Below are 25,736 nucleotides of genomic sequence, written 5' to 3' on the forward strand. Positions count from 1 at the left end.
GACCGGGCGCCGCCACCTGCGGTTGCCCAAGCACCTCAGGGTAACTGATCTCGTCCGGGCCGGTCGCGACGTGGCGAGACCGGACGGTCGCCGGTGTGGACACGCGCGCGTTCCATACCAGGGAAATTGCCTATGTCCACCACGATCAGTAATCATTGGCGACATGTCAGCGCGGCCTCCGGGCCACCCATCCCTACGCGTGGTCGAGACGATCACTCCCCGAAGCCAGGCGAGGCGATGATCGCATACGCGACGCCTTACCTCGTGATCGCGGGCATCGACGGATCGGGCCCTATGCTGCGAAGATTCTCCCCTAGCCGGCCCTGGGCATCCGAGCCGGTCGGGGAGACGCCGCAAGCACCGCGGCGGGCAGGAGGCACGACAATGGTTGCGCGCACACCGTCCGGACGCGGCGGGGGTCGGGCAGCCATGCCATCGACACCTGCCTCGCCCCGGCCCGGAGTGACCTACGCGACGGGACTCCCCGGCGCGGTATGCCGACACAGCCGATGCATGGGACGCCGGAGAACGGGATGACCGTGGAGCACGACGCCGCTGGAGGCTACGACGTCGGCGAGTCCGGCTATGCCAGGGGGTCCAGCTATGGAGGCGGGTCCGGGTATGACCCGCGTGAGCGCGGCATGCCGGAGAGAGGACGGTCCCTGATCGACGAGCGCACCGGCCGCTGCCCACGCTGCGCCGCTGCCATCTACGACGACGACCGGTACTGCGAGGCCTGCGGGCTCTCGCTGGTCGGCCCGCCGGTGACCAGCGGCGACTCCGACCACCGGGAGAAGGACCTCGGCGCGATCGCCGGTGTCAGCGACCGGGGTGTGCGGCACACGAGCAACGAGGACGCCATGGGCGTCGCCGAGGTGTACGGGACGCTGATCGCCGTCGTCTGCGACGGGGTGTCGACGACACCCGGCTCCGCGCAGGCGTCGTCGGCCGCCGCCGCGACCGCGACCGTGATCCTCGCCGACGCGATCCGCGCGCACGGCCCCGGCCGCCCCGTGCCGGTGAGCCGCGGTGGCGGGCGCAGTAGCCCCGGCGCCGAGATGCTCGACGTCCTCGAGCCGTCCGACGACGAGTACGGCGAGGAGCCGGTCACCGTCCCGAGCGCCCTGGTCGGCGGGTTCGGTCCCGAGGAGGCCGAGCTCGCGCTGCACCACGCCGTGCACGCCGCGCAGGAGGTGATCGCGGAGCTCAGTGCCGCCGAGGGCCGGATGGCCCCCTCGTGCACGATCGCCGCCGCGATCATCTCGCCGCCGACCGTCGACGGGCCGAGCACGGTCACCGTCGGCTGGGTGGGTGACAGCCGGGTCTATCTGCTCGGCCCGCGTTGGTCGGAGCGGCTCACGGCGGACGACACGTGGGCCGCCGAGGCCGCCAGGGCCGGCCTCATCCCGGCCTCGGAGGCCGAGACGCACCGGCGAGCCCATACCCTTACCCGGTGGCTCGGGGGGGACGCGGAGGACGTGGCACCGCACACGGCGGTGTTCCCGATCGAGGCGCCCGCGACGGTACTGGTCTGCAGCGACGGGCTGTGGAACTACGCCTCCCGGCCGGACGTCATGGCCGCGATCATCAACCAGCTGCCGCCGGAGGCCGAGGCGATCGAGGTGGGCCGCCATCTCATCGACTTCGCGATCGACCAGGGTGGGCACGACAACATCACCGCGGTCGCGGTCCGCGTGGACCGTTGAACGCGTTGTTACCCGGTGGTCACCTGACCGTCCGCGCGAGTAAGCACGGACGGGTCAGTGYGGGCCGCCCGGAAGTTGCTGCGACACTGGAGGCGTTGCCGTCGGCCATCCAGCCGGAGGCCGCGGCGACCAGTGAGGCAACAAGACAACCCGGCGGCTCCTACAAATGCCGGTGCAGATCCATAATCCAACAACGGGTACGGTTCGTCAGAGGAAGCGAGGTCGGCCAGCGTGACGGGGGCTCTCTCGGCGCCCGGCCGGCCAGGACCGTCCGGGTGAAGGTGATCAGGTGAGCGCACGCTGCCCGGAGGGGCACCTGTCCCAGGATCCCGACTACTGCGATCAGTGCGGTCTCCGCATCACGAGTGGTCAGGACAGCTACAGCTATCGGTCGGACGACCGTGGCGCACCAGTCGGCTCCTACGGGGGCGGATCGAGCCGCGGYGGCGGCGGAGCGGGCGGTTACGACCCTCTCGGCATCCGCCGTGACACCGACCCCGACGGTCGCGGCGGAGGCCGCGGTGCCGACCCGTATGCCGCGGACCAGTACGGCGGTGGATACGGGCCCGGCGCCGCGAGCGGCTACGACGAACGCCCGGCGCGCCCGGCCTACGGCCAGGACGGCTACGACCCGGACGGCGGCTACGCGCCGCGCGGCCGCGTCGAGGGCCGCGACGGCCTGGAAGGGCGGGACCCCGGCGGTTACCCACCGCGTGGTCGCGACGGCCGGGACGACCCCGACGGTGGCTATCCGGCGCGCGGCCGCGACGGCGCGGACGGCCGGGATCGCGACGCGTACGCCCGTGGCCGCGAAGGCGGCTCCGGTGGGTATGCGCCGCGCGTCGGCGAGCGGGATGACTACGGTCGTGACCAGTACGGCCGTGACGCCGGCGCCGGCGCCGCTGGCTACGCCCGCGGCGGCCGGGACGACGCCGTCGTGGACCGGGACGGGTACGGAGGCCGCGGCGGCCGGGACAGCGCCGACGTGCCGGGCGAACGCGGCTACGGCTACGAGGCGGACCCGCTCGGCGTCGACGACCACGGCCTCGACCGGGTTGAGCGTGGCGCGCGCGCCGACCGGGCCGCGCCGCCCGGGGCTGGCGGCCGTTACCCGCAGTGCCCGAACTGCCGGGCGTTCCACGAACCAGCTGCGAGGTTCTGCGAGAACTGCGGCCTGGACTTCACCACCGGCCATGTGCCCGGAGGTGCCCCCAGCACGACCGGGCGGCGCCAGACCGGTCCGCCGAGGGAGGACGCCGACTACGGCCAGCCGGTCATCACCGGCTCCGCCGCCAACTGGAACGGCGGCGGGGCGCCGGTGGCGACGGCCTGGGAGGCCGTCGTCGAGGCGGAGCGGGAGTACTACGACAGCGGCGACGACCACCGTGTGCCGTTCCCGTCGTTCTACCCGCGCCGGGTGTTCCCGCTGAGCGGCCCCCGGCTGCTCGTCGGGCGGCGCAGCGAGTCCCGCGGCATCCACCCGGAGATCGACCTTTCGGGGGCTCCCGAGGACCCGGGCATCTCGCGGGCACACGCGATCTTCGAGCGGCAGCCGGACGGCAGCTACGCCCTGCTGGACCCCGGCTCCACGAACGGCACCCGGCTCAACGACGAGCCGGACCCGGTGGAGCCGAACGGCCGAATCCCACTCCAGGACGGTGACCGCGTCTACCTGGGCGCCTGGACCCGAGTCACCATCCGCGCTCGCTGAGTTTCTGTTGGCTCCGTCCGGGCGGAGTACCGCCCGGACGGAGCCGGCCAGAGATACAGCCTCAGGCCAAGAGATACAGCCTCAGGCCAAATGCCAGCGCTGTCCCTCGGGGGTGTCGTCGACGACGACGTCGGCGGCGGCGAGGCGGGCGCGGATCGAGTCGGCTTCGGCGAAGTCACGCCGGGCCCGCGCGGACGAGCGCAGGTCCAGGACGATCTCCATGACGCCGTCGAGCGCCGGGCGAAGCTCCGCGCCGGCGGCCGGCCACTGCTCGACCGGGTCCAGCCCGAGCACGGCGAGCATGCGCCGCGCGACCACCACCCAGCCGGCGAGCTCGCGGCTGTGCGCCTTGGCCAGCACCTGGTTGCCCTGGCCCACCGCGCCGAAGAGCGCCGCGAGTGCCCGGGCGATACCGAGATCGTCGTCGAGCGACTCGGCGAAGGCGGCCCATGCCGCCGCTGGCGACGCCAGCCCAGCACCCGCACCGCCGGCCGGCGTCTCGGCGCTCAGACCRCCGCCAGCACCCCTGACGCCCTTGCCCTTGCCTCTGGTTCTGGGCGCCGGGCGCGCGGGCGCGGCGGGTGCCTCGGCCGCCAAGGCGGACGCCGTCTCCGGGCCGCCAAGGATGTCCAGGGCGTTGCGGACGAAGGTCTCCACCCGGTCGTACGCCGCCGCCGACTCGGCGAGCGTCGCGGCGCTGAACTCCAGCGTCGAGCGGTAGTGCGCGGAGAGCAGGTGATAGCGCAGCACCTGCGGGCGCACCTGCGCGAGCACGTCCGAGACGAAGTACGAGTTGCCCAGCGACTTCGACATCTTGGTGCCGCCGGTCGTCAACAGCCCGGTGTGCATCCAGTACCGGGCCATCTCCGGCTCGGCGGGCAGGCCACCGTGGTCGGCGGTCATGCACACCGTCTGCGCCCGCTCGTTCTCGTGGTGCGGGAACACCAGGTCCAGGCCGCCGCCGTGGATGTCGAACACCTGGCCCAGGTACTTGCCGGCCATCGCGGAGCATTCGAGGTGCCAGCCGGGCCGGCCGGGGCCCCAGGGCGAGTCCCAGGCCGGCTCGCCGGGGCGTGAGGCCTTCCACAGGGCGAAGTCACGCGGGTCGGCCTTGCCGGCCTCGGCCTCGGGGGACGCCTGCATGGCGTCCGGCCGCTGGTTGGACAGGGCGCCGTAGTCGGCATAGCGCCCGACGCGGAACCACACCGAGCCATCGCCCTCGTAGGCGAAGCCGCCCGCCATCAGGCGGGCGATCAGGGCGTGCATCTCGGGTATGTGCGCCGTCGCCCGCGGCTCGATCGTCGGAGGCAGGATGCCGACAGACCGGTAGGCGTCGTCGAACGCCCGGGTCTCGCGGGTCGCCAGCTCCCAGACGGAGATACTCTCCCGGTCCGCGTTCACGATGATCTTGTCATCGATGTCCGTGACGTTCTGCACATACGTGACGGCGTATCCGGAGGCGAGCAGCCAGCGCCGCAGCAGGTCGAAGGCGACCGCCGAGCGAAGGTGGCCGACATGCGGGCCGGACTGGACGGTCGGCCCACACACGTAGACGCCCACGTGGCCGGGGCGCAGCGGCTCGAACAGCCGCACGCGCCGCGTACGCGTGTCGTATAGGTGCAGGCTCACTTGTCAAGAATACCTTCGAGCACCGATTCGCCCGCCGTCCGCTCCGCGGAACGCGGGCTAACCCGTTGTGAGGATGCGGGTGGGGGTTACTCGGATGACGACGCGGATGGCGTCTGGCTCGTCCCACTTGTAGGGCTCACCGGTGTACTTCACGGCGAGACGGTCGATCAACTCACGCCCGCCGTCCTCGGACAGCGTGGCCGTGCCGCGTACCTCGACGTAGGAGTACGGGTCGCGCTGGTCGAGGAACATCAGCGCGACCCGCCCGTCGCGCGCGAGATCACGCTCCTTGGCCCGGCCCCGGACCGTCGAGAGCAGCAGGTCGTCGCCTTCACGCTCGATCCACAGCACGGTCAACCGTGGCGAGCCATCCGGCCGAAGTGTCGCCAGGGTGACGTATGTCGGCGCGTCCGCCAGCACCTTGACCGTCTCTGGTAGCCGTACATCCATCAGCGCGCTCCAAGAGGAACCACCCGGCAGCAGCGGCGCCCAGCGAAGACCCGCCTCGGCCACCTGCATCCAGCAAGGGTCGACCTTTCCGGTCAACCTTCCCCATTCAGGACCTGACGCCAGACAGGTAATGCCAAATTGGCATCCGGTGCCGTTGCCAGGCCTCCGGCTCTGCGACGCCAACGAGCCACGCGTTCGGCTCTACAGCCTCGCCACCAGAGCCGTGGCGATGGCGGCGAGGCCCTCGCCTCGGCCGGTCAGTCCCAGGCCGTCGGTGGTCGTCGCGGACACGCTGACAGGCACGCCACCGAGCGCCGCGGACATCGCCGCGGCGGCCTCGTCGCGGCGCTTCGCCATCCGCGGACGGTTCCCGACCACCTGGACGGCGACGTTGCCGACCGTCCAGCCGTCGACGGCCAGCAGCCGGGCGGTCTCGCCGAGGAGCGCCGCGCCGGTCGCGCCAGCCCATTCCGGGCGGTCGGTGCCGAACACCTTGCCGAGGTCGCCCAGCCCCGAGGCGATCAGGAGTGCGTCACAGGCCGCGTGCGCGGCGACGTCGCCGTCGGAGTGGCCGGCGAGACCGGTCTCGCCCTCCCAGAGCAGGCAGGCGACCCAGCAGGGCCGGCCCTGCTCGAACGGGTGGACGTCGACGCCGGTGCCGACGCGCGGCAGCGCGATCGGGACGGGGGGCGCCGCCGGGCCGGGCGCCGCGGCGGGAGCGGTCATGACGAGCGCCCCGACTCGGCCAGCGGGCGACGAGCCAGCAGCGCCTCGGCGAACATGAGGTCCGCGGGCCGGGTCACCTTGAACGCCTCGTCGGCGCCCGGGATGGTCGCCACCGGTACTCCCAGCCGCTCCACGAGGCCGGCGTCGTCGGTCACCGCCGGCTGGTCGCCGTCCTGGCTCGCGTAGGCCGCCTCCAGCACCTCCCGGCGGAAGCCCTGCGGGGTCTGGACCGCGCGCAGGCCACCGCGAGGCGGGGTGCGCAGCACGCGCCCGTCCGCGTCGACCTCCTTGACCGTGTCCGCGAGCGGCAGCACCGGGATGACGGCCGGATGCCCGCCGAGCACGGCCCGGGCGACCGCGTCGACGAGCGACGGCGGGGTCAGCGGGCGGGCCGCGTCATGTACCAGCACCACCCGGATGTCGTCGTCCAGGGCGCGCAGCGCGCCGCGCACGGAGTCGACCCGCTCGGCGCCGCCCGGCAGCACCCGAACGTCCGGGCCCAGCAGCCGGCTCACCACCTCCACCAGGGTTGGCGGGGCGGCCACGACGATCTGCGACACCAGCTCGGCCGCCGACAGCGCCTGCACCGCGTGCACCAGCATGGGACGGCCGCCGAGCGGCCGAAGCGCCTTCGGCACCCCGCCGCCGAGCCGCTCTCCTCGGCCGGCCGCCGGCACGACGACGGCGACCCGCGCGCCAGCCTCGTTCACCGCGGTCACCGCTGACCTCGCTTGATCTCAGACCTCATCAGAATCCAGACCGATCGGGACCCCACCGACGCCCGGCAACCCCCACCAGGCCAGTCAGCCACATCCCGAAACAAGAAGAACCATCCCGCCGGGCCACCCAGGGCCCTCCGGGCCGAGGCAGCTCGCCCCGAACCTACCGGCCCCCCCGTCCCACCACAAACGCGCACCGCCCCTGCACTCCCCGCACCAGCCCGCCCCGGAAACCACGCGGGCGCCGGGCCTAGGCGTAGCGCTCGAGGATGGAGGACTCGGCGAGGCGGGAGAGGCCCTCGCGGACGGCCTTGGCCCGGGTCTCGCCGACGCCGTCGACGGCCTGCAGGTCGTCGACGCCGGYGGCGAGGAGCTTCTGCAGGGTCGCGAAATGGTCGACCAGCCGGTCGACGATCAGGCGCGGCAGGCGCGGGATCTTCGCGAGCATGCGGTAACCGCGCGGGCTGATCTGGCGGTCCAGCACGTCGGCGCCGCCGCCGAGGCCGAGGGCGCGGGCGAGCGCGGTCAGGTCGAGCAGATCGGTCGCCGACATCGCGGCCAGGTCGGTGAGCACCTCGGCCGGGCCGCCGACCTTGGCGCTGGCGGGCAGGTAGTCGCGCACGGTCAGCTCGCGCTCGGTCTCGACCCCGGCCATCAGCTCCTCGAGCTGCAGCGAGAGCAGCCGGCCGTCGGTGCCGAGCTCGACGACGTAGCTCTCGATCTCGTCGGCGATCCGGYGGACCATCTCGAGCCGCTGCAGGACGGAGATCGCGTCGCGCACGGTGACGAGATCCTCGATCTCCAGGGCCGACAGCGTGCCGGCGACCTCGTCGAGACGCATCTTGTAGCGCTCCAGGGTCGCCAGTGCCTGGTTCGCGCGGGACAGGATCGCGGCCGAGCCGTCGAGCACGTAGCGGCGGCCGACGACGTACAGCGCGATGATGTGCATGGACTGGCTCACCGAGATCACCGGCAGGCCGGTCTGCCTGGCCACCCTCTCGGCGGTGCGGTGGCGCGTCCCGGACTCCTCCGTCGGAATCATCGGGTCGGGCACCAGATGGACCGCGGCGCGCACGATCCGGTTGAGGTCGGACGACAGCACGATCGCGCCGTCCATCTTGGCGAGCTCGCGCAGCCGGGTCGCCGAGAACTCGACGTCCAGCTCGAAACCGCCGGTGCAGATCCCTTCCACGACCTTGTCGCGGCCGAGCACGATCAGTGCGCCGGTGTGGCCGCGGAGGATGCGCTCGAGGCCGTCACGAAAGGGGGTTCCGGGCGCCACGGCGGCCAGCGTGGCCCGGAAGACGTCATCCCCGGGTGGTCCTGCCATCGGGCTCCTCTACTCCTCCTGCCGAGACCCTCCGGACGAGTGACATGCCATCGCTTATGCGCTGGCACCGCGACCGAGGTCTCCTACCACGGTGGCAATGCTATCGAGCCCGCGGGTACCACCATGGAGAGCCTCCGCGCGATGGCCGGAAAAACATTTGACCTGGTGAGCAGGTCGCCCTAACCACACCTTGCTGGTCGAGCGGGCATCTCCCCGTCGAAACCCGGTGGATCAGCCAGGACACTCCGGACACGCGACGGGCAACGCGCCCGGTGAACGTCTTCGTGAACGAGATCGCGCGCGGCCGTTCCAGCGCCGCTATCCGGCATACATCTCGCTGATCGCGGTGGGCAGATCGGTCACCTCCGTCACCGCCATCCCCTCCGGAGTCATCCCGGACAGCCGAGGCACGAGCGCCCGCCGGAAGCCAAGCCGCGCCGCCGCGGCGAGCCGCCGCTCGACGCCGCTGACCGAGCGGATCTCGCCGGTGAGCCCCACCTCCCCGAGCGCGATCAGGTCTGGCGGGATCGCCCGCTCCTGCGTCGAGCTCACCATCGCCAGCGCCACGGCCAGATCCGAGGCGGGCTCGTAGAGCCGCACCCCGCCGACCGAGGCGGTGAAGATGTCGCTGGCCCCCAGGCTGGAGAAACCGGACCGCTTCTGCAGCACGGCGGTGATCATCGCGACCCGGGCACCGTCGAGCCCGGACACCGCCCGCCGTGGCGGCAGCGGCGCCGGCGCCCCACCCCCCGGCCCGCCGCCACCGCCGCCCGACTTGGCGAAGACGTTCTGCGGCGCGACGAGCGCCTGCACCTCGGCGACGAGCGGCCGACGGCCCTCGACCATCACGGTGACGCACACGCCCGGGACAGCGCTCGCGGCCGCGCCGCGAGACAGGAACAGGCCGCTCGGGTCGGCGATGCCCCAGATGCCGTTCTCGTTCATCTCGAAGCAGCCGACCTCGTCCGTCGGCCCATGGCGGTTCTTGATCGCGCGGACCATCCGCAACGCGGTCTGCTGGTCGCCCTCGAAGTGCAGCACCACGTCGACGAGATGCTCCAGCAGCCGCGGGCCGGCGACCGCGCCGTCCTTGGTGACGTGCCCGACCAGCACGGTGGCGAGACCCAGCGCCCTGGCGGTGCGGATCAGCGCGGCGGTGACCTCGCGGACCTGGGTCACGCCACCCGCCACGCCCTCGACGCCCGAGGCGGAGATCGTCTGCACCGAGTCGACCACCAGCAGCGTCGGCTGGACCTCCTCGACATGGCCCAGCAGCGCCCCGAGATCGGTCTCGGCCGCGAGCCACAGGTCGGGGTGCAGCGTGCCGGTGCGCCCCGCGCGCAGCCTGACCTGGGCGGCCGACTCCTCGCCGGTGACGATGAGCGCCCGGTGACCGGCCTCGGCGCTGCGCGCGGCGACCTCCAGCAGCAGCGTCGACTTGCCCACCCCCGGCTCGCCGGCGAGCAGGATCACGGCGCCGGGCACGATCCCGCCCCCGAGCACCCGGTCGAGCTCGTCGACGCCGGTGGCGCGGCGCGTCGCCGGCGTCGGGTCGACCTCCGTCATGGGCTTCGCCGGAGTGGTCACCGTGGCGGCGGCGGTGGCGCCGGAACCGGCCACGGCCGCCTTACGCGGCGCGGCCTTCTGCGCCTCCAGCGTCCCCCACGCCTGGCAGCGCGAGCAGCGCCCGGCCCACCGGATCGACTCCGCGCCGCACTCACCACACCGAAACCCGCCACCAGCCCGCGACCGGCTTCCCCCGACGCCAGCCGACTCGTTCCCACTGGACCGCGAAACCGCCATGGCCCGAAGTTAGCCAAGGGGTACGACATTGTGGCTGGCCCGCTCCAGACCAAGCCCCGGGTCAGAGCCGGGCGCCGGCCCGGGGTCGGGCCTCCAGCCCTGCCCGGGTCCGTAACGCTCCAGCGGCGGGCAACCGAGCTGCGCGCGGAGACGCACCTCGCGGACGCCCGGCCCACGAGCGAAGCGACGTGGGCCGGGCGTCCGCGAGGTCGCCGCAGCGCCCGTGAGCGCAGGAGGACACGGCGCGGAGGTGTCGTCCGAGCCGCCAGGCGAGGACGGCGCCGGAGCGCCGTGCCCGGACGGAGCGAACCAGAAACAACCTTCCCGCCCAATCCCGCCCAACCCCGTCCGACTCCGACCTGGACCCCGGCCCCGGAGCGCGCCGCTGGCACGGGCCTCCGGTGTTAGCCGGCGGTGGGGGTGGAGCCGGCCGTCGGGGTGGAGGTGGAGCCGGCCGTCGGGGTGGAGGTGGAGCCGGCCGTGGGCGTGGCGGTTCCGCCCGTGGTCGGCGTGGCGGTCGTCGTCGCCGTGGCGGTCGTCGTCGCGGTGGCGGTCGCGGGGGGTGTCGCGGAGGCGGAGGGTGTGGCGGTGGGGGTGCCCGAGGCGCCGGGGAGGGGCTCCTCGACGGGGACGTCCAGGGTGACGGAGCCGGCCTTGGCGAACGTGAAGGTCACCTTCGTCGCGGAGCCCACCGGCAGGTCCTTCTTCAGGCCGGTGAGGCTCGGCGCGGAGCCGTTGGCGATGTAGATCTGCCCTCCGGCAGGGGCCAGCGTCGCCGGGCTGCCGGGGCTGCCCCCGGAAGCGTCGGGCGACGACACGCTGACCAGCTCGTCAGCCTCGCCGCCGCCGTTGAACAGCGCCGAGATGACCTGAACGTCCTCACCGGCCTTGGCCGGGCCGGCGACGTAGACGTTGCGCAGGTCGATGGTGCCGACGGCGCCGCTGGCGGTGTTTGTCGTCGTGCGCGCCAGGCCCGTCATCGCGTCCGTGCCGCTGGCGCAGGCCGCCAGCGCCGGCGTGCACAGCAGTGCGGCGGCGGCCAGCGCCGCCGCTCCGCGGCGCAGTGAGCGGGCCGGGGCGACACCCGCGGCGCGCGAGATGGGCTGGGCGGACGAGACGGCGGGACGGCGCGAGATGGCTGCGCTGCGCGCCCCCGGACGGCGGCTCACGGCTCGGTGACTCCTGTCGTGCGGGCGCGGCACCCCGGACAGGGCGCCCGCGCTGGTCCAGTAGCGCAGCCGGACGACGATACGGGCACGGGGACGGCCGCGAGGGGGCGCCTTTGGCTGCTCGGCGCTAAGACTAGCCACCTGCTATGCGCACGTGCCTCGCGCGGGCCGCGAGCCTCAGCGCGGTGTGACCGCTGCCTCCCTGCCGTGATCGTGTAGCGGATCACTGCTGGGGGCGTGCCGCCGGTCCCGCGCCGCCTCCGGGGGTCGAGGCGGGTGTCGGTGGGTCAGGGCGGGCGCCGACGCCAGCCGCAATCTCGCGATTGCCAACCGGTCCGCTACACCGCGCCACCGTTTTGTCGGCGCCGGGCGGCCACGCTCGCCTCCGCGCGCGGAGGCGAATACGACGCGCCGAGTGCGCGCGCGGTTCGCGGCGGCGGAACTGAAGCGGCCCCATGCCGCGGCCTTCGGCCGGAGGCGACGCGGCGTGTTCATGAGTGGGTCGCGCACCGACCTTCGGATCCGGGCTTGACCGGCTCATGGACGCGCGAGTGTGGCGAGCGTTTCAGCAGGTCGGACGCCAGGTCGGACAGTTCGGTCAGACCAGGTGGACTGCTTGGCCGAAGCGGCACAAGCCGGCGACGGGCGGTGTTCGTGGTGGGCGGAGCGTGGCCAGAACGCTCCGCTGTGGCCACCCACGGCACCCCTGCCGGCCGCACACGACCCAGCATGCGTCTGACCTGCAGCGATGCGTGCGTGTTACGCTGGTAGAGGCGGAAGGGGCACGTGACACATGGCTTTCCAAGTCGGCGAGACCGTCGTTTACCCGCATCACGGGGCTGCTCTCATCGATGCGATTGAAACGCGCGTCATCAAAGGTGAAGAGAAACTCTATCTCGTGCTCAAGGTGGCTCAGGGTGACCTGACCGTACGCGTACCGGCCGACAACATCGGCATGGTTGGCGTACGCGATGTAGTCGGCCAGGACGGCCTCGAGCGCGTCTTCGAGGTGCTTCGCGCACCGCACACCGAGGAACCGACCAACTGGTCGCGTCGGTACAAGGCCAACCTTGAGAAGTTGGCATCAGGCGACGTCAACAAGGTCGCCGAGGTCGTTCGGGACCTGTGGCGCCGTGACCGCGAGCGCGGCCTGTCAGCCGGCGAAAAGCGGATGCTCAGCAAGGCTCGACAGATCCTCGTCAGTGAGCTCGCCCTCGCGGAGGGCACCAACGAGGACAAGGCCGAGGCCATGCTCGACGAGGTCCTCGCCGGTTGATCACGCGCGACCCAGCTCGCTGACTCTCCGGGTCAGACGAAGCGGGCCGTCTCGACTGCTGACAGTTGTTGAGGCGGCCCGCTTTGGCGTGCCCGGATTCCAGGCCGGCGGTGCGGGCCAGCCTCAGAGGCGGGGGGCTGGCCCGGTTGGATGGGCCTGGGCCCGCGGCTGGCACGATGGCTGTGATGGACGGGAACCAGGGTGTGGCCGGCGCGGTAGCCGGCTGGGCAGTCGATGAGCGGCCGTTCGCGGACGACGTGCTCGAGTGGTACGGCCTGGTGGCGCGGGATCTGCCGTGGCGACGGCCGGAGGCGGGGCCCTGGGGGGTACTCGTCAGCGAGGTGATGCTGCAGCAGACGCCCGTGAACCGGGTGCTGCCCGTCTGGGAGTCTTGGCTGACGCGCTGGCCCGATCCGGCCGCGCTCGCGGCGGAGCCGGCCGGCGAGGCGGTCCGGATGTGGGGCCGCCTCGGCTACCCGCGCCGGGCGCTGCGCCTGCACCAGGCGGCGGCCGCCATCGTCGAGCGGCACGGCGGCGCCGTCCCGGACCGCCTCGACGATCTGCTCGCGCTTCCCGGCATCGGCACCTATACGGCCCGCGCGGTCGCCGCGTTCGCGTTCCGGCAACGCCATGCCGTCGTCGACGTCAATGTCCGGCGCCTCGTCGCCCGCGCGGTCGAGGGAACGGCGGAGGGCCCCGCGGCGGTCAGCCGCCGCGACCTGGCCACGGTCGAGAACCTGCTGCCGGCCGACCCGGAGACCGCCGCCCGGGCCAGCGCCGCGTTCATGGAGCTCGGCGCGCTGGTCTGCGTGGCCCGGGCGCCGCGCTGCGCCGGCTGCCCGGTCCGGGAGCGGTGCGCGTGGCTGCTGGCCGGCAGCCCGCCGTCCGACGGCCCAGCCCGTCGCCCACAGGGCTACGCCGGCACAGATCGCCAGGTGCGCGGCCGGCTGCTCGCCGTGCTGCGCGACGCGGACGGCCCGGTCGACGCGGAGCTGCTCGACGCGGTCTGGGACGAGCCGGTCCAACGGGACCGCGCCCTGCGCGGGCTCCTCGACGACGGTCTCGCCGTCGTCGCCGGGCCCGGCGGGTACGCGCTCCCCGGCGACGTCACGGCACGCCTGCCGGTCTGACCGGCCCCGCGATCAGGTCGTGGACCGCGTCGGCGGTCTCCGGATGGCCCGCCAGGAGCCGTGCCACCCCGGCGATCCGCGGATCGGACCGTCCCGGCGGTTGATCACGCCGGTCGTCGACGGTGTCGATCGGACCAGCTCCCTCCCCGCCGAACCCGAGCAGGGTCGCCACGGCCCGCGTGGTCACCGGATAGCCGGCGAGCAGTGTCGCGACCGCGTCCCTGTCCGGCGAGCCAGCCTTGTCCGGTGAGCCCGCCCTTGCCGCCCGTGTGCCAGCCGGGCCGGGCCGCTGGCTCGTGGTCGGGACTGTCCGTGAGGGCACCGTTCCGGCTGGCTGGTCCGACCAGGGCGCGACCCAGGCGTCCAGGTCGGCCAGGCTCCCGGGAAAAGTGCGGCCTGCCTCGCGTACGAGCGTCGGCACCAGCTCACCGGCGTGCTCGCGCAGGGCCACTACCAGGGTGGGCAGCCACGGAAGCAGGATCGGGTCGGGTAGCCGGGCGAACGCCTTGGAGATCATCTCGACGGCGAACGGGGCAAGCGTCGGCACCGGTTCCAGGGCCTGTACGAGGCCCGCCAGGTAACGCGGGAACGTCGGGACGACGAGCGGGTTGGCGAGCAGGCCGTCACATCGCGCTCGCAGCTCGGCCATGGACAGCTGGCCCAGCCGGCTCTGCGCGGCCCACAGCAGCGCGACCCGGTCCGGTTTCTCCGGGTGCGACTGGCGCACGGCCAGCTCCAGCTGCGCATGATCGCAACCGAGGGCAAGCGCGAGGTTTTCCAAGGTCAGCAGGAAGCCGAGCATGGAGGCCACCTGGCGTACACCCACGTCCTCGGCGGCGAAGGCCGTCGGCAGCAGCGTGCAGTAGTGCGCGTACCCGCCTTTGACGAACTGCTCGCACCAGGTCGGCAGGCTCGGCTCGTTGACCCGGTAGTGGTCCAGCAGGCGGCGGATGCGGCGCAGCACCTCGGGCGCGTCGTCGACGGTCCGTTCGGTGGTCAGCAGCTCGATGGCGCGGGCGCCCAGCTCCTCGGCGAGGCGCCGGCTGTCGAGGTACAGGATCGCGTCCTCCACCGCGGCGAGCGCGACGGCCGCGGTGGCGGTCGGCGCCCAGGCGGCACGGCGCAACCGCTGCTCCAGCGCCTGCTCGACGGTGACGGCCTCGTATCCCAGCTCGATCAGCGCGCGTTGGTGCCGGCCGATCGCCACGTCCCAGCTTTCCTGAGGGGAACGCTCGCCAAGCCGCCGCACTCCGAGAATCGGCCGGATCGCCCCGTCCGGGAGCAGGTAGCGCAGCATCCACAGCAGGTGCGAGCATCCGGCCAGCTCGGGGTTCGCCGCCAGGTCGAGGAGCGCCCGCTGCACGGTGCGCTTCTCCAGGTCGAGCCCCAGCGGCGTCAGCCGGTCGTAGACGTCCTGGGCGAGCGGTGGCAGGGCGTCGTAACCGACCTGGCCGGTCCGGTCGCCGCCGAGCAGGATCTCGCACAGCCTGCGCACGTCCCTGCGCACGTCCCTGCGGCCGGGAACGACGTCCTTCTCGATGCAGGTGACGGCGGCGTCCTGGAAGTCATACGGCGTGGGCCGGGCCCGGTTGCGCAGGCCCGCGAGCAGGATCGAGGTCTCGAACACGGCGATCGCGTCGGCGGTGCTGGCGAGGTAGCCGTTTCGACGGGCCAACCGGACGATGTCGACGGACCAGCCGAGCAGCTCGGCTTCGTCCAGCCCGTCGAGCGCCGGGGGGCGTTCGAGGAAGCCAGCCAACCGCTCGGCGAGGGCGCCCGGCCCGCGCTCGCCGTCGGCGCGCTCGCCGTCAACGGCTGCCTGGCCGCCTGTCCTGTTCCTGGCCGCCCTGCCCGCCTTCGTGGATCGGGCGGAGCGGGTCGCGCCGCGTTGGCCGGTGAGCTCGAACGGGGCGACCCCCGACCGGGTCAGCGCCTTCGCCCAGGTGGCCCGCGCGATCGACACCGATCCGCCGGCCAGCCCGAACTGGGCCTCGATGGCCGAATGGCTGGACGGAATGAGCCCGTACAGCCAGCGGGTCGCCGTCACCGGGCCGATCTCGTGGATCACCTGGCCAGGCGGCTCGCTGGCCGGTTCTTCCAGCCGTGGCGAACCCGCGAGCGTGCCGAACTCGGGGACGCGGCTGACCGCGTGGAACGCGCCGCAGACGTAGAGACACTCCGACCGGTCGACGCCGGACCGGGCCCGATGCTCCCGGATCCGCGTCCACATGTGGCGCTCGCGTTCCTCGTCCCGCGCCAGCCGGGCGCTGTCGTCCGTCGGGGTGAGCCGGCGGAACAGGCTGCCGATGAGCGTCATCGCCTGCCGGTAGGTGTCATGGTCGGCGCCCGCCAACGGCTGCTCGACGTACTGGTCCCACCATTCCGACCAGTGCCGGACCCGTCCGTGCCGCAGCAGGAACTCCTCCAGCTCGGCGAACCGGGGGCGCAGGTCACCGATCTCGACACCGACCGCGTCGCCGTGCAGGGCGGCCTCGTCGCCGTGGCCGGGGTCGTCGGCGTCCACGCTCGGCGCGTCCCCCTGCGCCGGGGGCGAGCCGGCCGACGCCTTCGCCGACGCGTGTTCCTCCCATTGGAAGAGGTGGTCGGCCGACCAGTCGACGAGCACCAGCTCGGCGTCCGGTGTCTCCAGCGCGTAGGCGATGGCCTGGTACTCGGCGGAGGCCTCCGTGATCGGCGCGACGATGCTCAACGGGCCCGAGCCGGCGGGAAAGCCGGCCAGCTCGTGGGCGAACGCCTGGAGCGCCACCGGCAGGCGACAGTTGCGCAGTTCACCGAGCAGGGGACGCAGATCCTCGCACAGCTCCAGGTAGATGACCTTCGGCCGCTTCTCCCGCAGCCGGCGGGCCATCGCCAGTGCCGACGCGGGCGAATGGTGACAGACGGGAAAGATCTCAAGCGGTTCGCGCAACGCCCAGCCGACGTCGTCGACCAGGCCGGCCATGATCTCGGCGAGGGCGGTGGAATCCGCCACGAACGCCGCCGCCGCCTCGACGAGCCGTACTCGCAGAGCGCCGAAGGGGCCCTCGGTCCCGGCGGGAACCTCGGTCCCGGCGGCACCGCTCGCGCGCGTGGTGCGCTCATCGGCGGGGTCCACCGCGAGACCACCGGCCGGTCCACCGTCGTGCACGCGTCCGTCGACGTTCACGCGCGCCTCGTTCACGACAGGGTGGCGATCGCCTGACGGCCGCCTTCGAGGAAGTCCGGCCAGAGCCCGCCGTCCTTCTTGCTGCGCGGCTCGACGACACCGTGCCAGTACTTGTTGAGGATGGCGAGATCCTCGGGGCTGCGACGGGCGAGCGAGCCGACGAGCGAGCTCGCGAGGGCGCCGGCCCCCAGCTCCCGCTCCCCGAAGAACTGGCTGTGCAGGATCGCGTCCTCGAGCACACCGATCTGCTCGGCGGTGGAGAGGGCTGACTCGAGTCGCTCGTCGTCGCTGGCCGCCGAGGCCGCGGCGGCCCGCAGGTCGGCGAAGCTCTGCAGCAGGATGTCGAGCAGCGTGGGTGGGACCTCCAGCTCGATCTGGTGGCGGCGCAGCAGCTCGGCGGTGCGGAACCGGACGATGTCGGCCTCGCTGCGCTTGTTCGTCACCACCGGGATCCGGACGAAGTTGAACCGGCGCTTGAGCGCCGAGGAGAGGTCGTTGACACCCCGGTCGCGGCTGTTCGCCGTCGCGATGATCGAGAACCCCGGCTTGGCGAACGCGATGTTGTCGCTGTCGAGCTCGGGAATCGAGACGTACTTCTCCGACAGGATCGAGATCAGCGCGTCCTGGACGTCACTGGTCGACCGGGTCAGCTCCTCGAACCGGCCGATCACACCCCGCTCCATGGCGGTCATGATCGGCGAGGGAATCATCGACTCCCTGGACTGCCCCCGCGCGATCACCATGGAGACGTTCCACGAGTACTTGATGTGGTCCTCGGTGGTGCCGGCGGTGCCCTGCACGACCAGCGTCGAGTCTCGGCTGATCGCCGCCGCGAGCAGTTCGGCGAGCCAGCTCTTGCCGGTCCCGGGATCGCCGATGAGGAGCAGGCCGCGGTCGGACGCGAGAGTCACGATGGCGCGTTCGACCAGGCTGGCCTCGCCGAACCACTTCTGGTCGACGTCGCGAGCCAGGCCGTCGGAGCGCTGGGAACCGAGGATGAACAGCCGGACCATGCGCGGGCTGAGCCGCCAGGAGTAGGGCCTCGGCCCGTCATCGACGGACTCCAGCCAGTTCAGCTCGTCGGCGTACTTGGCCTCGGCCGGGGCACGCAGCATCTCGGCGGTCATCGCGGATCTCCACAGGTGTCGGGCATCACGGGTACAGAAAGCCGAGGTCGAGAACGAGCACGTCAGGCGAGGAAGCTCTTCAGCTCCACGACGAGCTTGCGGATATGGCCCGAGATCACCGGGGTGCCCAGGTCCTTGAACCGGTCACGGAACCAGGGGTTCACGCTCTGGCGGCCGGAGCTGTTCACCGAGCCGACAGGGATGAACCGCGCGCCCGACCGGTGAACGGCCTCGACGGCGTCGAACAGCGGCTGGGACCGGTCGAACTCGTAGAAGTCCGAGATCCACACCATGACCGTGTTCCGCGGATCGACGATCTTCGGGCGGGCCATGRCCATCGCGACCGGCCCGTCGTTGCCGCCCCCGAGGCTGGTCCGCAGCAGCACCTCGAACGGGTCGTGCACCCAGGGCGTGAGGTCGAGCGCGCGGGTGTCGTACGCGATCAGGTGGACGTCGACCCCGGGTAGGCCAGCGAAGATCGACGCCAGGATGGTGCAGTTGACCATCGAGTCGACCATCGACCCCGACTGGTCGACCACGACGATCATCCGCGCCGGCGTCGTCCGCCGGGCGGTCCGCCGGTAGTACAGCCGGTCGACGTAGAGGCGCTGGTCCTCGGGATTCCAGTTGGTCAGGTTGCGCCAGATCGTGCGGTTCATRTCCAGGTTGCGGAACACCCGTTTCGGTGGCACCGAACGGTCGATCGTCCCGGCGCTCGCCTTCTCCACCTGCGTGCGCAGCACCTCGGCGACCTCGTCGACGAACCGGCGGATCAGCGCCTTCGCGTTGGCCAGCGCGACGCCTGAGAGATTGCTCTTGTCACGCAGCAACTGCTCGATGAGAGACATGCTCGGCGTGAGCCTGCTGGCGAGGGCGTTGTTCGCCAGCACCTCGCGCAGGTGCATCCGGCGGACCAGGTCGGCCTCGATGTCGCCGAGCACACCGCCCAGCCCGGCTTCCGCGTCGCCCGCGCCGGGCCCGCCGAGCGCCTGCCTGAGCCAGGCGGCGTCTCCCTGCCAGCCGGCGAGCCCGGCAGCGGTGACGCCGCCGGACCCGGTCGCGAACACGTTGAGCAGCAGCTTCGACATCAACGCCGCGTTGCGCACCTCGGCCTCATCGACAGACGCTCCAGGTTCTTCGGCGTCTCCGTGTCCGGGCGTCGCCCCGTCGGCGGGTACCTCGCCGACGGACGGCTCGGCGTCCGCGCGTGGCTCGTCTCGCGCGAGTGGCACCGGCTCGTCGCCATCGGCGCCCTGGCGTTCCAGCACGCCCTGGATCTGCCCGGCCAGCGCCGGGAAGCGCTGCACCAGGGTGTCGACGGACACGGCCGGGTCGAGCAGCGCCGCCGGCAGGCCGAGATCCTCGACGACCGCCAGGCTCGCCGACTCCAACGCCGGCTGCTCATCCGGGACGAAGATTCGGGCCAGCAGCCGCCAGTACAGGACCTGGCGACGGTTCTCGAGAGCCGCGGCGGCCGGACTTGTCGACTCGGCCTGGGTCGTCACGTTCGGGATCGGATTCATCGGCGCAGCAGCCGCCCCGCGCGCTCCCGCAGCACGGCGACGGCATCACCGTTCTTGGCCCGCGCCTTCGCGATCTTCGGGTCGGTGCCGCCGAGGGCCCAGTCACCGGCGTGTGCCGTCACCGGCTTCTTTTTGACGATGGCCTGGGCCGCCAGGGGTCGAAGCCACCACTGATCGTCATCCCATCGCAGCAGCCCCAGGCAGGCGGACGAGGAGGCCAGCAACGCTGGCGTCAGCGGGCCGAGGCTTGACGCCGGGTCCACGACCGGGTCGGCCTCGACGACGACCGACGCGCCGGCGAGATCGAACGTCAGCGTCCGGGCGGCCTCGTCCCACGTCGTCGTGTACCCCTCGAGCAGAACCGGCTCGGCGATCCGGACCGGATGCCGGTCGAGCGGCCCTGACGCCGCGGCCACCGCCTCCGCCAGCCGCACCCGGGCGGTGACGAACGGGTCCGCGGCGTCACCGAGGCGAGCCGCGTCCTCGCGCCAGACGAGATCGCCGCTGCCCAGCAACGCCATGTCCGCGATCTCCAGTGCCCGATGCCCGGCGAGCGCGCCCAGCAGCACCGGATAGCCCTCGAGCAGCCGCCACAGCGCCGGACCCACGAGCGTGTCGACCTTCGCGACGGTCACACCGGCGCGCACCAGCCGAGGCCGCCCGTCGGTGCCACCATCCGCGGCCGGCTCCAGGATGGCGTGTACCCGCAGCCGCGCGGCGGTGTCGTGCTCGGCCACCTCCGCGCCCAGCACCAGCAGCCGCCCCGACACCGCGCCCGCTGGCTCGCCACCGACGGGCCCGGCCGGCGGCCAGTCGCCACGCCAGGCCAGCAGCTGCGCCCGCGCCCACAGATCACCCCACCGCCGGACAGGCGGGCTGGACATCAGCCCGACCGGGCCGGACGCGCGCAGCTCCGCGGCCATTCCGTCGAGCAGCACCGCCAGCCGACGCAGCCCTGGCTCGACCAGCGCGGCCTGGCGCGCCTGGGCCGACGACGAGACAAGGTCCTCGTCGACGCCACGCCAACCGGCGATCGCCAGCTCACGCAGCCAGGAGCGGCATCCGGCCAGCGCCGGCCCCCAGCCCGGCGGCAGGGGTGCGGGGCCGGGTTCCCCCGCCGGCCCCCAGGCCGACCTGGCGCGGCCCAGCGCCGCGTCGAAGGCGACGAGCAGGGCGTCGTGCGCGGCGCCCAGGACCGCCGTCCGCGCGCCGGCTAGCGCGACCAGCGCGTCGTCGGTGACCGATCCGGCCAGGATCGTCTCAGCGGCGTCCCGGACGGTTGGGCCCATCGGCGTCGTAGCCACCGCGCCCGCCAGGGCGTCGAGCGCGTCGCCGCGGACCGCGTCGAGCCGTCCCAGGCCCTCCACCAGGGCGTCGTCGAACCCGTCGACCAGGGCGAACACCTCCGCGACTCCGGCGGGGGTAGCGCCGGCGAGCGTCTCGAACCGCGTGGCGAGCATCTACAGCGCCGCCTGGCCGGCCGGGAACCAGTCCAGCTCGGGGACGGGCAGGGCGACATCCGGCAGTTCCAGGTAGCCCAGGTGGCGGAGGAACCCGCTGAACACGGCGGCGGCCTCCAGCCGYGCCCGCCCGCCGCGCAACCGCGCGACGACGTCGTCGGCCGACGTCACCTCCCGGGCGCCGTCGACGCGCAGGTAACGCGCCACCCTGCCGCCGCCGTACTGGAGCACCGCCGCGTCGACCAGCGCACGCAGATGGTTGCACAGCCCACCGCCGGTCAGCCCGCCGCACGGACGGTTGTTGTTCGTGCCGCAGCTGTACTCGTGCGTCCCCGCGACGATCGACGAGACGTACACCCGCTCGATGTCCGAGCCGCTTGACACGACCCCCCGCAGCCGGCCCTCGGCCAGCTCGACGAAAGGCACCTTCGCCAGCGTCCGCGGCGTGACGGGCGGCACCACCCGCCGCACGCCGCGCCGGCGCGCGTCGCGCCCCTCCGAACCGTCCGCACCCACCGCATCGACCTCCGCCAGCTCGACGACTCGTCCGTCTGCGAGCTACTTGTATCGCGGTGGTCTGACAGTTCTCGGCGGACGATCCAGGCCAGAACGGGACTGACTGTCAGGGCAGGCGGTAGCGGTAGCCGACGCCGCGGACGCTCTCGATCGACCAGGGCGTTTCGGCGGTGTCGCCGAGGCGGCGGCGCAGGCGGCGGACGTGGACGGCGAGGGTGTTCGAGTCCATCTGTGAGGTGCCCCAGACGAGCTCGAGCAGGCTCTCGCGGGGCACGACGCGGCCGGCGCGCTCGAGCAGCACCCGCAGGAGCCGGAACTCCCGAGGCGGCACCGCCACCGGCACGCCGTCGACCCGCACCTGGTGGGCGCCGATGTCGAGGGTCACCGTGCCGACCCGGAACACCTCCGGGTCGACCTCGCCGGCATTGCCGGCTCCCGTGCGGCCGCCGGCCCAGTTGGCGACGCCCAGGCTGGCGGCGCGCATGCCGGCGGCCAGAACCGTGCCGGCGGCCGGCGTGATCGCGTCCGCCGGCGGGCCGGCCAGCGCCAGGACCTCGCTGACCAGGTACGGCTTGGCCACACAGGCGCTCGCGCCGGCTTCCAGCCCGGCCGCGGCCTGCGCGCGGTCGTCCGGGCCGAGCCCGAGCAGGATCGTCATCTCGCCCCGGCCGCGCATCGCCCGCAGTGCGCGGACCACGCCGATGCCGTCGAGAACCGGCAGCGTGGCGCTCACCAGAACCGTGTCCGGGCCAAGCCGGCCCGCTTCGAGGAGGGCCAGCGCCCCGTCGCCGACCACCCGGACCTTGAGGCCCCTGGCATCGAAGGCGGCGACGAGCTCGTCGTCCGCGTCGGCGTCGGCGATGAGCACCAGCCCAGCGGCCTGGGCGGGCGGCGCGGCTGTCCCGGCCGGGGTCACCTGGCCCGCGCCGGTGAACCGCGCCGATGGACCCGACGCGGTGGCGGGCGCGAGTGCCCCCGCCACCGCGGGGGCGCTCGCCGCCGTGGCCACCGGTCGGCGAGCGTCGACCGGCTCCGGCGCGGCGGGCATGCTCAGCCGAACCGCCCGGAGATGTAGTCCTCGGTCCGCTTCTCGGTCGGGTTGGTGAAGATCTTGTTGGTCTTGTCGTACTCGATCAGCATGCCGGGCTGGCCGGTCGCCTCGAGCGAGAAGAACGCGGTCGCGTCGCTCACCCGGGAGGCCTGCTGCATGTTGTGGGTGACGATCACGATCGTGTAGCTGTTCTTCAGCTTCGCGATGAGGTCCTCGATCGCCAGCGTCGAGATCGGGTCGAGCGCGGAGCACGGCTCGTCCATGAGCAGCACCTGCGGCTCGACGGCGATCGCGCGGGCGATGCAGAGCCGCTGCTGCTGGCCACCGGACAGGCCGGCGCCCGGCCGGTTGAGGCGGTCCTTGACCTCTTCCCACAGGTTGGCGCCGCGCAGCGACTCCTCGGCCCGCTCGTCGAGCAGCGACTTCTTGCGGGTGCCGTTGAGCTTCAGCCCGGCGACGACGTTCTCGTAGATGGACATCGTCGGGAACGGGTTCGGGCGCTGGAAGACCATGCCGACCTGGCGGCGCACGTTCACCGGGTCGACCCCGGGCCCGTACAGGTCCTCGCCGTCCAGCAGGACCTTGCCCTCGACGCTCGCGTTCGGGATGACCTCGTGCATCCGGTTCAGAGTCCGCAGCACGGTGGACTTGCCGCAGCCGGAGGGGCCGATGAACGCGGTGACGTTCTTCGGCTCGATGGCGAGGTTGACGCCGGCTACGGCCTTGAACTTGCCGTAGAAGACGTTCAGCCCCTGGATGTCGATTCGGGTGGCCATTGCTACCTCTGCTACCTGAGCCGTCGGGGCTCGGTCGACGCGAACGGGGTCCCTCCCAGGGCGGCTTCGCCGACCTGGGAACTCGTGATTCGGTTGGCGGAGACGTTGCTCATCGAGCCGGTCAGACCTTGGTCCGGCGCGCGATGAAGCGCGCGATCAGGTTCAGCAGCATGACAATGATGATCAGAGTGAGCGCGGCCGTCCAGGCGCGGTCAATGGCCCAGCTCTGCGGCTTCGCGGCTTCGGTGAAGATGTACAGCGGAAGGGCCGACTGGTGGCCCGAGAACGGGTCGTTGTTGATGGAATCATTCCCGAAGATCGTAAGCAGCAGCGGCGCGGTCTCACCCGCCACCCGGGCGATGGCCAACATGACGCCCGTCACAATGCCCGGCAACGCCGTGGGGATGACGACCTTCAGGATCGTGCGCCACCGCTCGACCCCGAGCGCGTAGCTGGCCTCGCGCAGCTCGTTCGGGACCAGCTTGAGCATCTCCTCGGTGGAGCGGACCACCGTCGGGATCATCAGAATGATCAAGGCCAGCGAGCCGGCGAACCCGGTCTGCGGAGCGCCCAGGACGATCAGGTAGAAGGCGTAGATGAACAGAYCGGCGATGATCGACGGCAGACCCGTCAGCACGTCGACGAAGAAGCTGATCGTCCGGCTGATCCGGCCGCGGCCGTACTCGACCAGGTAGATGGAGAYCATCACGCCGAACGGCACCGCGATGAGGCTCGCGAGGGCGATCTGCTCCAGGGTGCCGATGATCGCGGCGTAGGCGCCACCGCCGTGGTCGCGAGCGCTGACGCCCCGCATCGAGTGGGTGAAGAACTCGTAGTCGAAGCGAGCGGCACCCTTGCTGATCACAGTGGCCAGTACGGCGACGAGGGGGACCATCGCGAGCAGGAAGGCCCCGATGAGCAGCGTCGTCGCGAACCGGTCCCTGGCCCGCCGGCCGCCCTCGACCAGGCTGGAAGCGATCGTCTGGCCGGCCGCGAAGAGCAGCAGCGAGAGCAGAAGGATCTGGATCTCGCTGTCCATCGGGGTGGCGAAGTACARCAACAGCGAGATGCCGACGGACGCGACGGCGATCACCGGCAGCGCGAAGGCGGGCAGCTTGTTGCCGTGAAGGTGCAGCTTGTCGGCCACGGGGGCGCCCTCGGGCGCCACGGTCAGGGTGCTCATGACGCGGCCCCCGAGAACTCGGCCCGACGGGCGATGATGGCCCGCGCGGCGATGTTGACCAGCATGGTCACGATGAACAGCACGAGACCGGACGCGATCAGCGCGCCGCGGCCGGTGTCGTTGGAGTCGCCGAAGGCGTTCGCGATGTTCGCCGCGATCGTGTTTCCGGCCGGCTCGAGGAAGTGCACCGAGATGCCGAACGACGCGGGCAGGACCATCGCGACCGCGATGGTCTCGCCCATCGCCCGGCCGAGGCCCAGCATCGAGGCGCTGATCACGCCGGGCTTGCCGTAGGGCAGCACCGCGGTGCGGATCATCTCCCAGCGGGTCGCACCGAGTGCGAACGCCGCTTCCTTGTGCGCGATCGGGACCTGCTTGAAGACCTCGCGCGAGATGGCCGCGACGATCGGCAGGACCATGATGGCGAGAACGATGCCCGCCACGAAGATCGACCGGCCGACCTGCCCGCTCGGGGCACTGAAGATACCGATGTCATCGGGCGCGTCGGCGATGCCGGCGATCAGGGACACGACGACGCCAAGCACCACGCCCGCGGTGACGGGCGTGGCCACCGAGCTGCCGCGGCGGATCAGAGCGAAGRCCACGCCCAGGATCGCCCCGGCGAGCGGAGTCCACGGGAACCAGGGAAGGTACTGGCTCAGCCAGAGCTGGGTGCCGTTCATGTGCGGCGCGAGGATGGCCAGGCCCCACAGGCCGTAGACGACGCTGGGCACGGCGGCCAGGAGGTCGACGATGTAGCCCAGCGCCTCACCGACCCGGCGGGGCGCGTAGTTCGTGATGAACAGCGCGATCCCGACGGCCACCGGCACCGCGACGATCATCGCCACCGCGGCCGTGACGACCGTGCCGAACAGCAGCGCGGCGATGCCGAACCGCGGGTTGCCGGTCTCGTTCGGGAACCACGTCTCAGTGGTGAAGAAGTTCGCCTTGTTGTCRCCCAGCGCGTCCGTCGCCTTGAGGACGAGGAACAGCGCGATCGCCGCCATGAGCGCCAGCAGCAGGAAGCCGCACAAGCGCGTCACGTTCTTGAAGGTCGCGTCGGCGAAGCTGACCTTCGCCTTGGGGCGGGGGCCGGTGCTGGAAGGCGATCCACCGCCGCCGGTCCCCCCTGGCTGGGGCGACACCGGGCCGGCCGTCCCTACGGCAGCCGATGGCGACACCGGGTCGGCCGTCTCAACGGCAGCCGGTTCGGTCACTTGGGTACTGGCACTGGGAGGGGACTCACCGCCGCCGGTCCCCCCTGGCTCGGACGGCGCCGGACCGG

The 25,736-nt window shown here is 72.4% G+C and carries 20 protein-coding genes; 4 read left to right on the forward strand and 16 right to left on the reverse strand.

Going from position 1 to position 25,736, the window contains the following annotated elements; all coding sequences use genetic code 11:
- Positions 1 to 533 precede the first annotated feature (533 nt).
- Together BL253_RS31150 and BL253_RS31155 are read left to right on the forward strand one after the other, a co-directional pair.
- Positions 534 to 1,706, forward strand: coding sequence for a PP2C family protein-serine/threonine phosphatase (locus BL253_RS31150; protein ID WP_076820909.1), 1,173 nt, complete (start codon positions 534 to 536; stop codon positions 1,704 to 1,706).
- A 289-nt stretch (positions 1,707 to 1,995) separates the two neighbouring features.
- Positions 1,996 to 3,417 (forward strand): FHA domain-containing protein, encoded by a 1,422-nt coding sequence (locus tag BL253_RS31155; RefSeq protein WP_076820883.1) that lies wholly within the window; start codon positions 1,996 to 1,998, stop codon positions 3,415 to 3,417.
- 81 nt (positions 3,418 to 3,498) lie between these two features.
- Here the strand turns inward: BL253_RS31155 and cysS are convergent, their stop codons facing one another.
- The 7 genes from cysS to BL253_RS31190 form a co-directional block, all read right to left on the reverse strand.
- Entirely contained in the window at positions 3,499 to 5,046 is a 1,548-nt protein-coding gene (gene cysS, locus BL253_RS31160; RefSeq protein ID WP_076820884.1) for a cysteine--tRNA ligase, read from the reverse strand.
- A gap of 57 nt (positions 5,047 to 5,103) precedes the next feature.
- Positions 5,104 to 5,496, reverse strand: coding sequence for a PPOX class F420-dependent oxidoreductase (locus tag BL253_RS31165; protein ID WP_076820910.1), 393 nt, complete (start codon positions 5,494 to 5,496; stop codon positions 5,104 to 5,106).
- 201 nt (positions 5,497 to 5,697) lie between these two features.
- The gene (gene ispF / locus BL253_RS31170; RefSeq protein ID WP_076820885.1) at positions 5,698 to 6,222 is read right to left on the reverse strand and encodes a 2-C-methyl-D-erythritol 2,4-cyclodiphosphate synthase; all 525 of its coding nucleotides are present in this window, start codon (positions 6,220 to 6,222) and stop codon (positions 5,698 to 5,700) included.
- A complete protein-coding gene (ispD, locus tag BL253_RS31175) occupies positions 6,219 to 6,941 on the reverse strand; it encodes a 2-C-methyl-D-erythritol 4-phosphate cytidylyltransferase (protein ID WP_081438879.1) in 723 nt (240 codons plus the stop codon). Before ispD ends, ispF begins: the two co-directional genes overlap by 4 nt.
- A 250-nt stretch (positions 6,942 to 7,191) precedes the next feature.
- Positions 7,192 to 8,271, reverse strand: coding sequence for a DNA integrity scanning diadenylate cyclase DisA (gene disA, locus BL253_RS31180; protein ID WP_076820886.1), 1,080 nt, complete (start codon positions 8,269 to 8,271; stop codon positions 7,192 to 7,194).
- Positions 8,272 to 8,589: 318 nt separating this feature from the next.
- Positions 8,590 to 10,074: a DNA repair protein RadA gene (gene radA, locus BL253_RS31185; protein WP_076820887.1), complete on the reverse strand. Its 1,485-nt coding sequence runs from the start codon at positions 10,072 to 10,074 to the stop codon at positions 8,590 to 8,592.
- A 404-nt stretch (positions 10,075 to 10,478) separates the two neighbouring features.
- On the reverse strand, positions 10,479 to 11,243 hold the full coding sequence (locus BL253_RS31190) for a copper chaperone PCu(A)C domain-containing protein (protein WP_076820888.1): 765 nt from the start codon (positions 11,241 to 11,243) through the stop codon (positions 10,479 to 10,481).
- 793 nt (positions 11,244 to 12,036) lie between these two features.
- On the opposite strand from BL253_RS31190, the gene BL253_RS31195 reads away from it, so the two are divergent.
- Both BL253_RS31195 and BL253_RS31200 read left to right on the forward strand, forming a co-directional pair.
- The gene (locus tag BL253_RS31195; RefSeq protein ID WP_007512332.1) at positions 12,037 to 12,519 is read left to right on the forward strand and encodes a CarD family transcriptional regulator; all 483 of its coding nucleotides are present in this window, start codon (positions 12,037 to 12,039) and stop codon (positions 12,517 to 12,519) included.
- 185 nt (positions 12,520 to 12,704) lie between these two features.
- Positions 12,705 to 13,649 (forward strand): HhH-GPD family protein, encoded by a 945-nt coding sequence (locus tag BL253_RS31200; protein WP_241835304.1) that lies wholly within the window; start codon positions 12,705 to 12,707, stop codon positions 13,647 to 13,649.
- Here BL253_RS31200 and BL253_RS31205 read toward each other — a convergent pair.
- The 9 genes from BL253_RS31205 to BL253_RS31245 form a co-directional block, all read right to left on the reverse strand.
- Positions 13,627 to 16,815 carry a DUF5682 family protein gene (locus BL253_RS31205; protein ID WP_241835305.1) on the reverse strand — a complete coding sequence of 1,063 codons (3,189 nt, stop codon included), beginning with the start codon at positions 16,813 to 16,815 and terminating at the stop codon, positions 13,627 to 13,629. The two genes, BL253_RS31200 and BL253_RS31205, sit on opposite strands and share 23 nt — an antisense overlap.
- Positions 16,816 to 16,826: 11 nt before the next feature.
- Positions 16,827 to 17,942 (reverse strand): ATP-binding protein, encoded by a 1,116-nt coding sequence (locus tag BL253_RS31210; protein WP_076820890.1) that lies wholly within the window; start codon positions 17,940 to 17,942, stop codon positions 16,827 to 16,829.
- A 62-nt stretch (positions 17,943 to 18,004) separates the two neighbouring features.
- The gene (locus BL253_RS31215; protein WP_241835306.1) at positions 18,005 to 19,447 is read right to left on the reverse strand and encodes a VWA domain-containing protein; all 1,443 of its coding nucleotides are present in this window, start codon (positions 19,445 to 19,447) and stop codon (positions 18,005 to 18,007) included.
- Between the two features lie 14 nt (positions 19,448 to 19,461).
- Complete coding sequence (locus BL253_RS31220; protein ID WP_076820892.1) at positions 19,462 to 20,925, reverse strand: hypothetical protein; 1,464 nt, start codon at positions 20,923 to 20,925, stop codon at positions 19,462 to 19,464.
- A complete protein-coding gene (locus BL253_RS31225) occupies positions 20,926 to 21,441 on the reverse strand; it encodes a hypothetical protein (protein WP_076820893.1) in 516 nt (171 codons plus the stop codon).
- 106 nt (positions 21,442 to 21,547) lie between these two features.
- Entirely contained in the window at positions 21,548 to 22,489 is a 942-nt protein-coding gene (locus BL253_RS31230) for a response regulator transcription factor (protein WP_081438880.1), read from the reverse strand.
- Positions 22,490 to 22,491: 2 nt separating this feature from the next.
- Positions 22,492 to 23,268 (reverse strand): phosphate ABC transporter ATP-binding protein PstB, encoded by a 777-nt coding sequence (pstB, locus tag BL253_RS31235; RefSeq protein WP_076820894.1) that lies wholly within the window; start codon positions 23,266 to 23,268, stop codon positions 22,492 to 22,494.
- Positions 23,269 to 23,389: 121 nt separating this feature from the next.
- On the reverse strand, positions 23,390 to 24,451 hold the full coding sequence (pstA, locus tag BL253_RS31240) for a phosphate ABC transporter permease PstA (protein WP_076820895.1): 1,062 nt from the start codon (positions 24,449 to 24,451) through the stop codon (positions 23,390 to 23,392).
- Entirely contained in the window at positions 24,448 to 25,596 is a 1,149-nt protein-coding gene (locus tag BL253_RS31245) for a PstC family ABC transporter permease (RefSeq protein WP_241835307.1), read from the reverse strand. The genes pstA and BL253_RS31245 overlap by 4 nt, the downstream gene beginning before the upstream one ends.
- Positions 25,597 to 25,736 lie beyond the last annotated feature (140 nt).

The sequence above is a fragment of the Pseudofrankia asymbiotica genome, from assembly GCF_001983105.1.
Classification (GTDB): Bacteria; Actinomycetota; Actinomycetes; order Frankiales; family Frankiaceae; genus Pseudofrankia; species Pseudofrankia asymbiotica.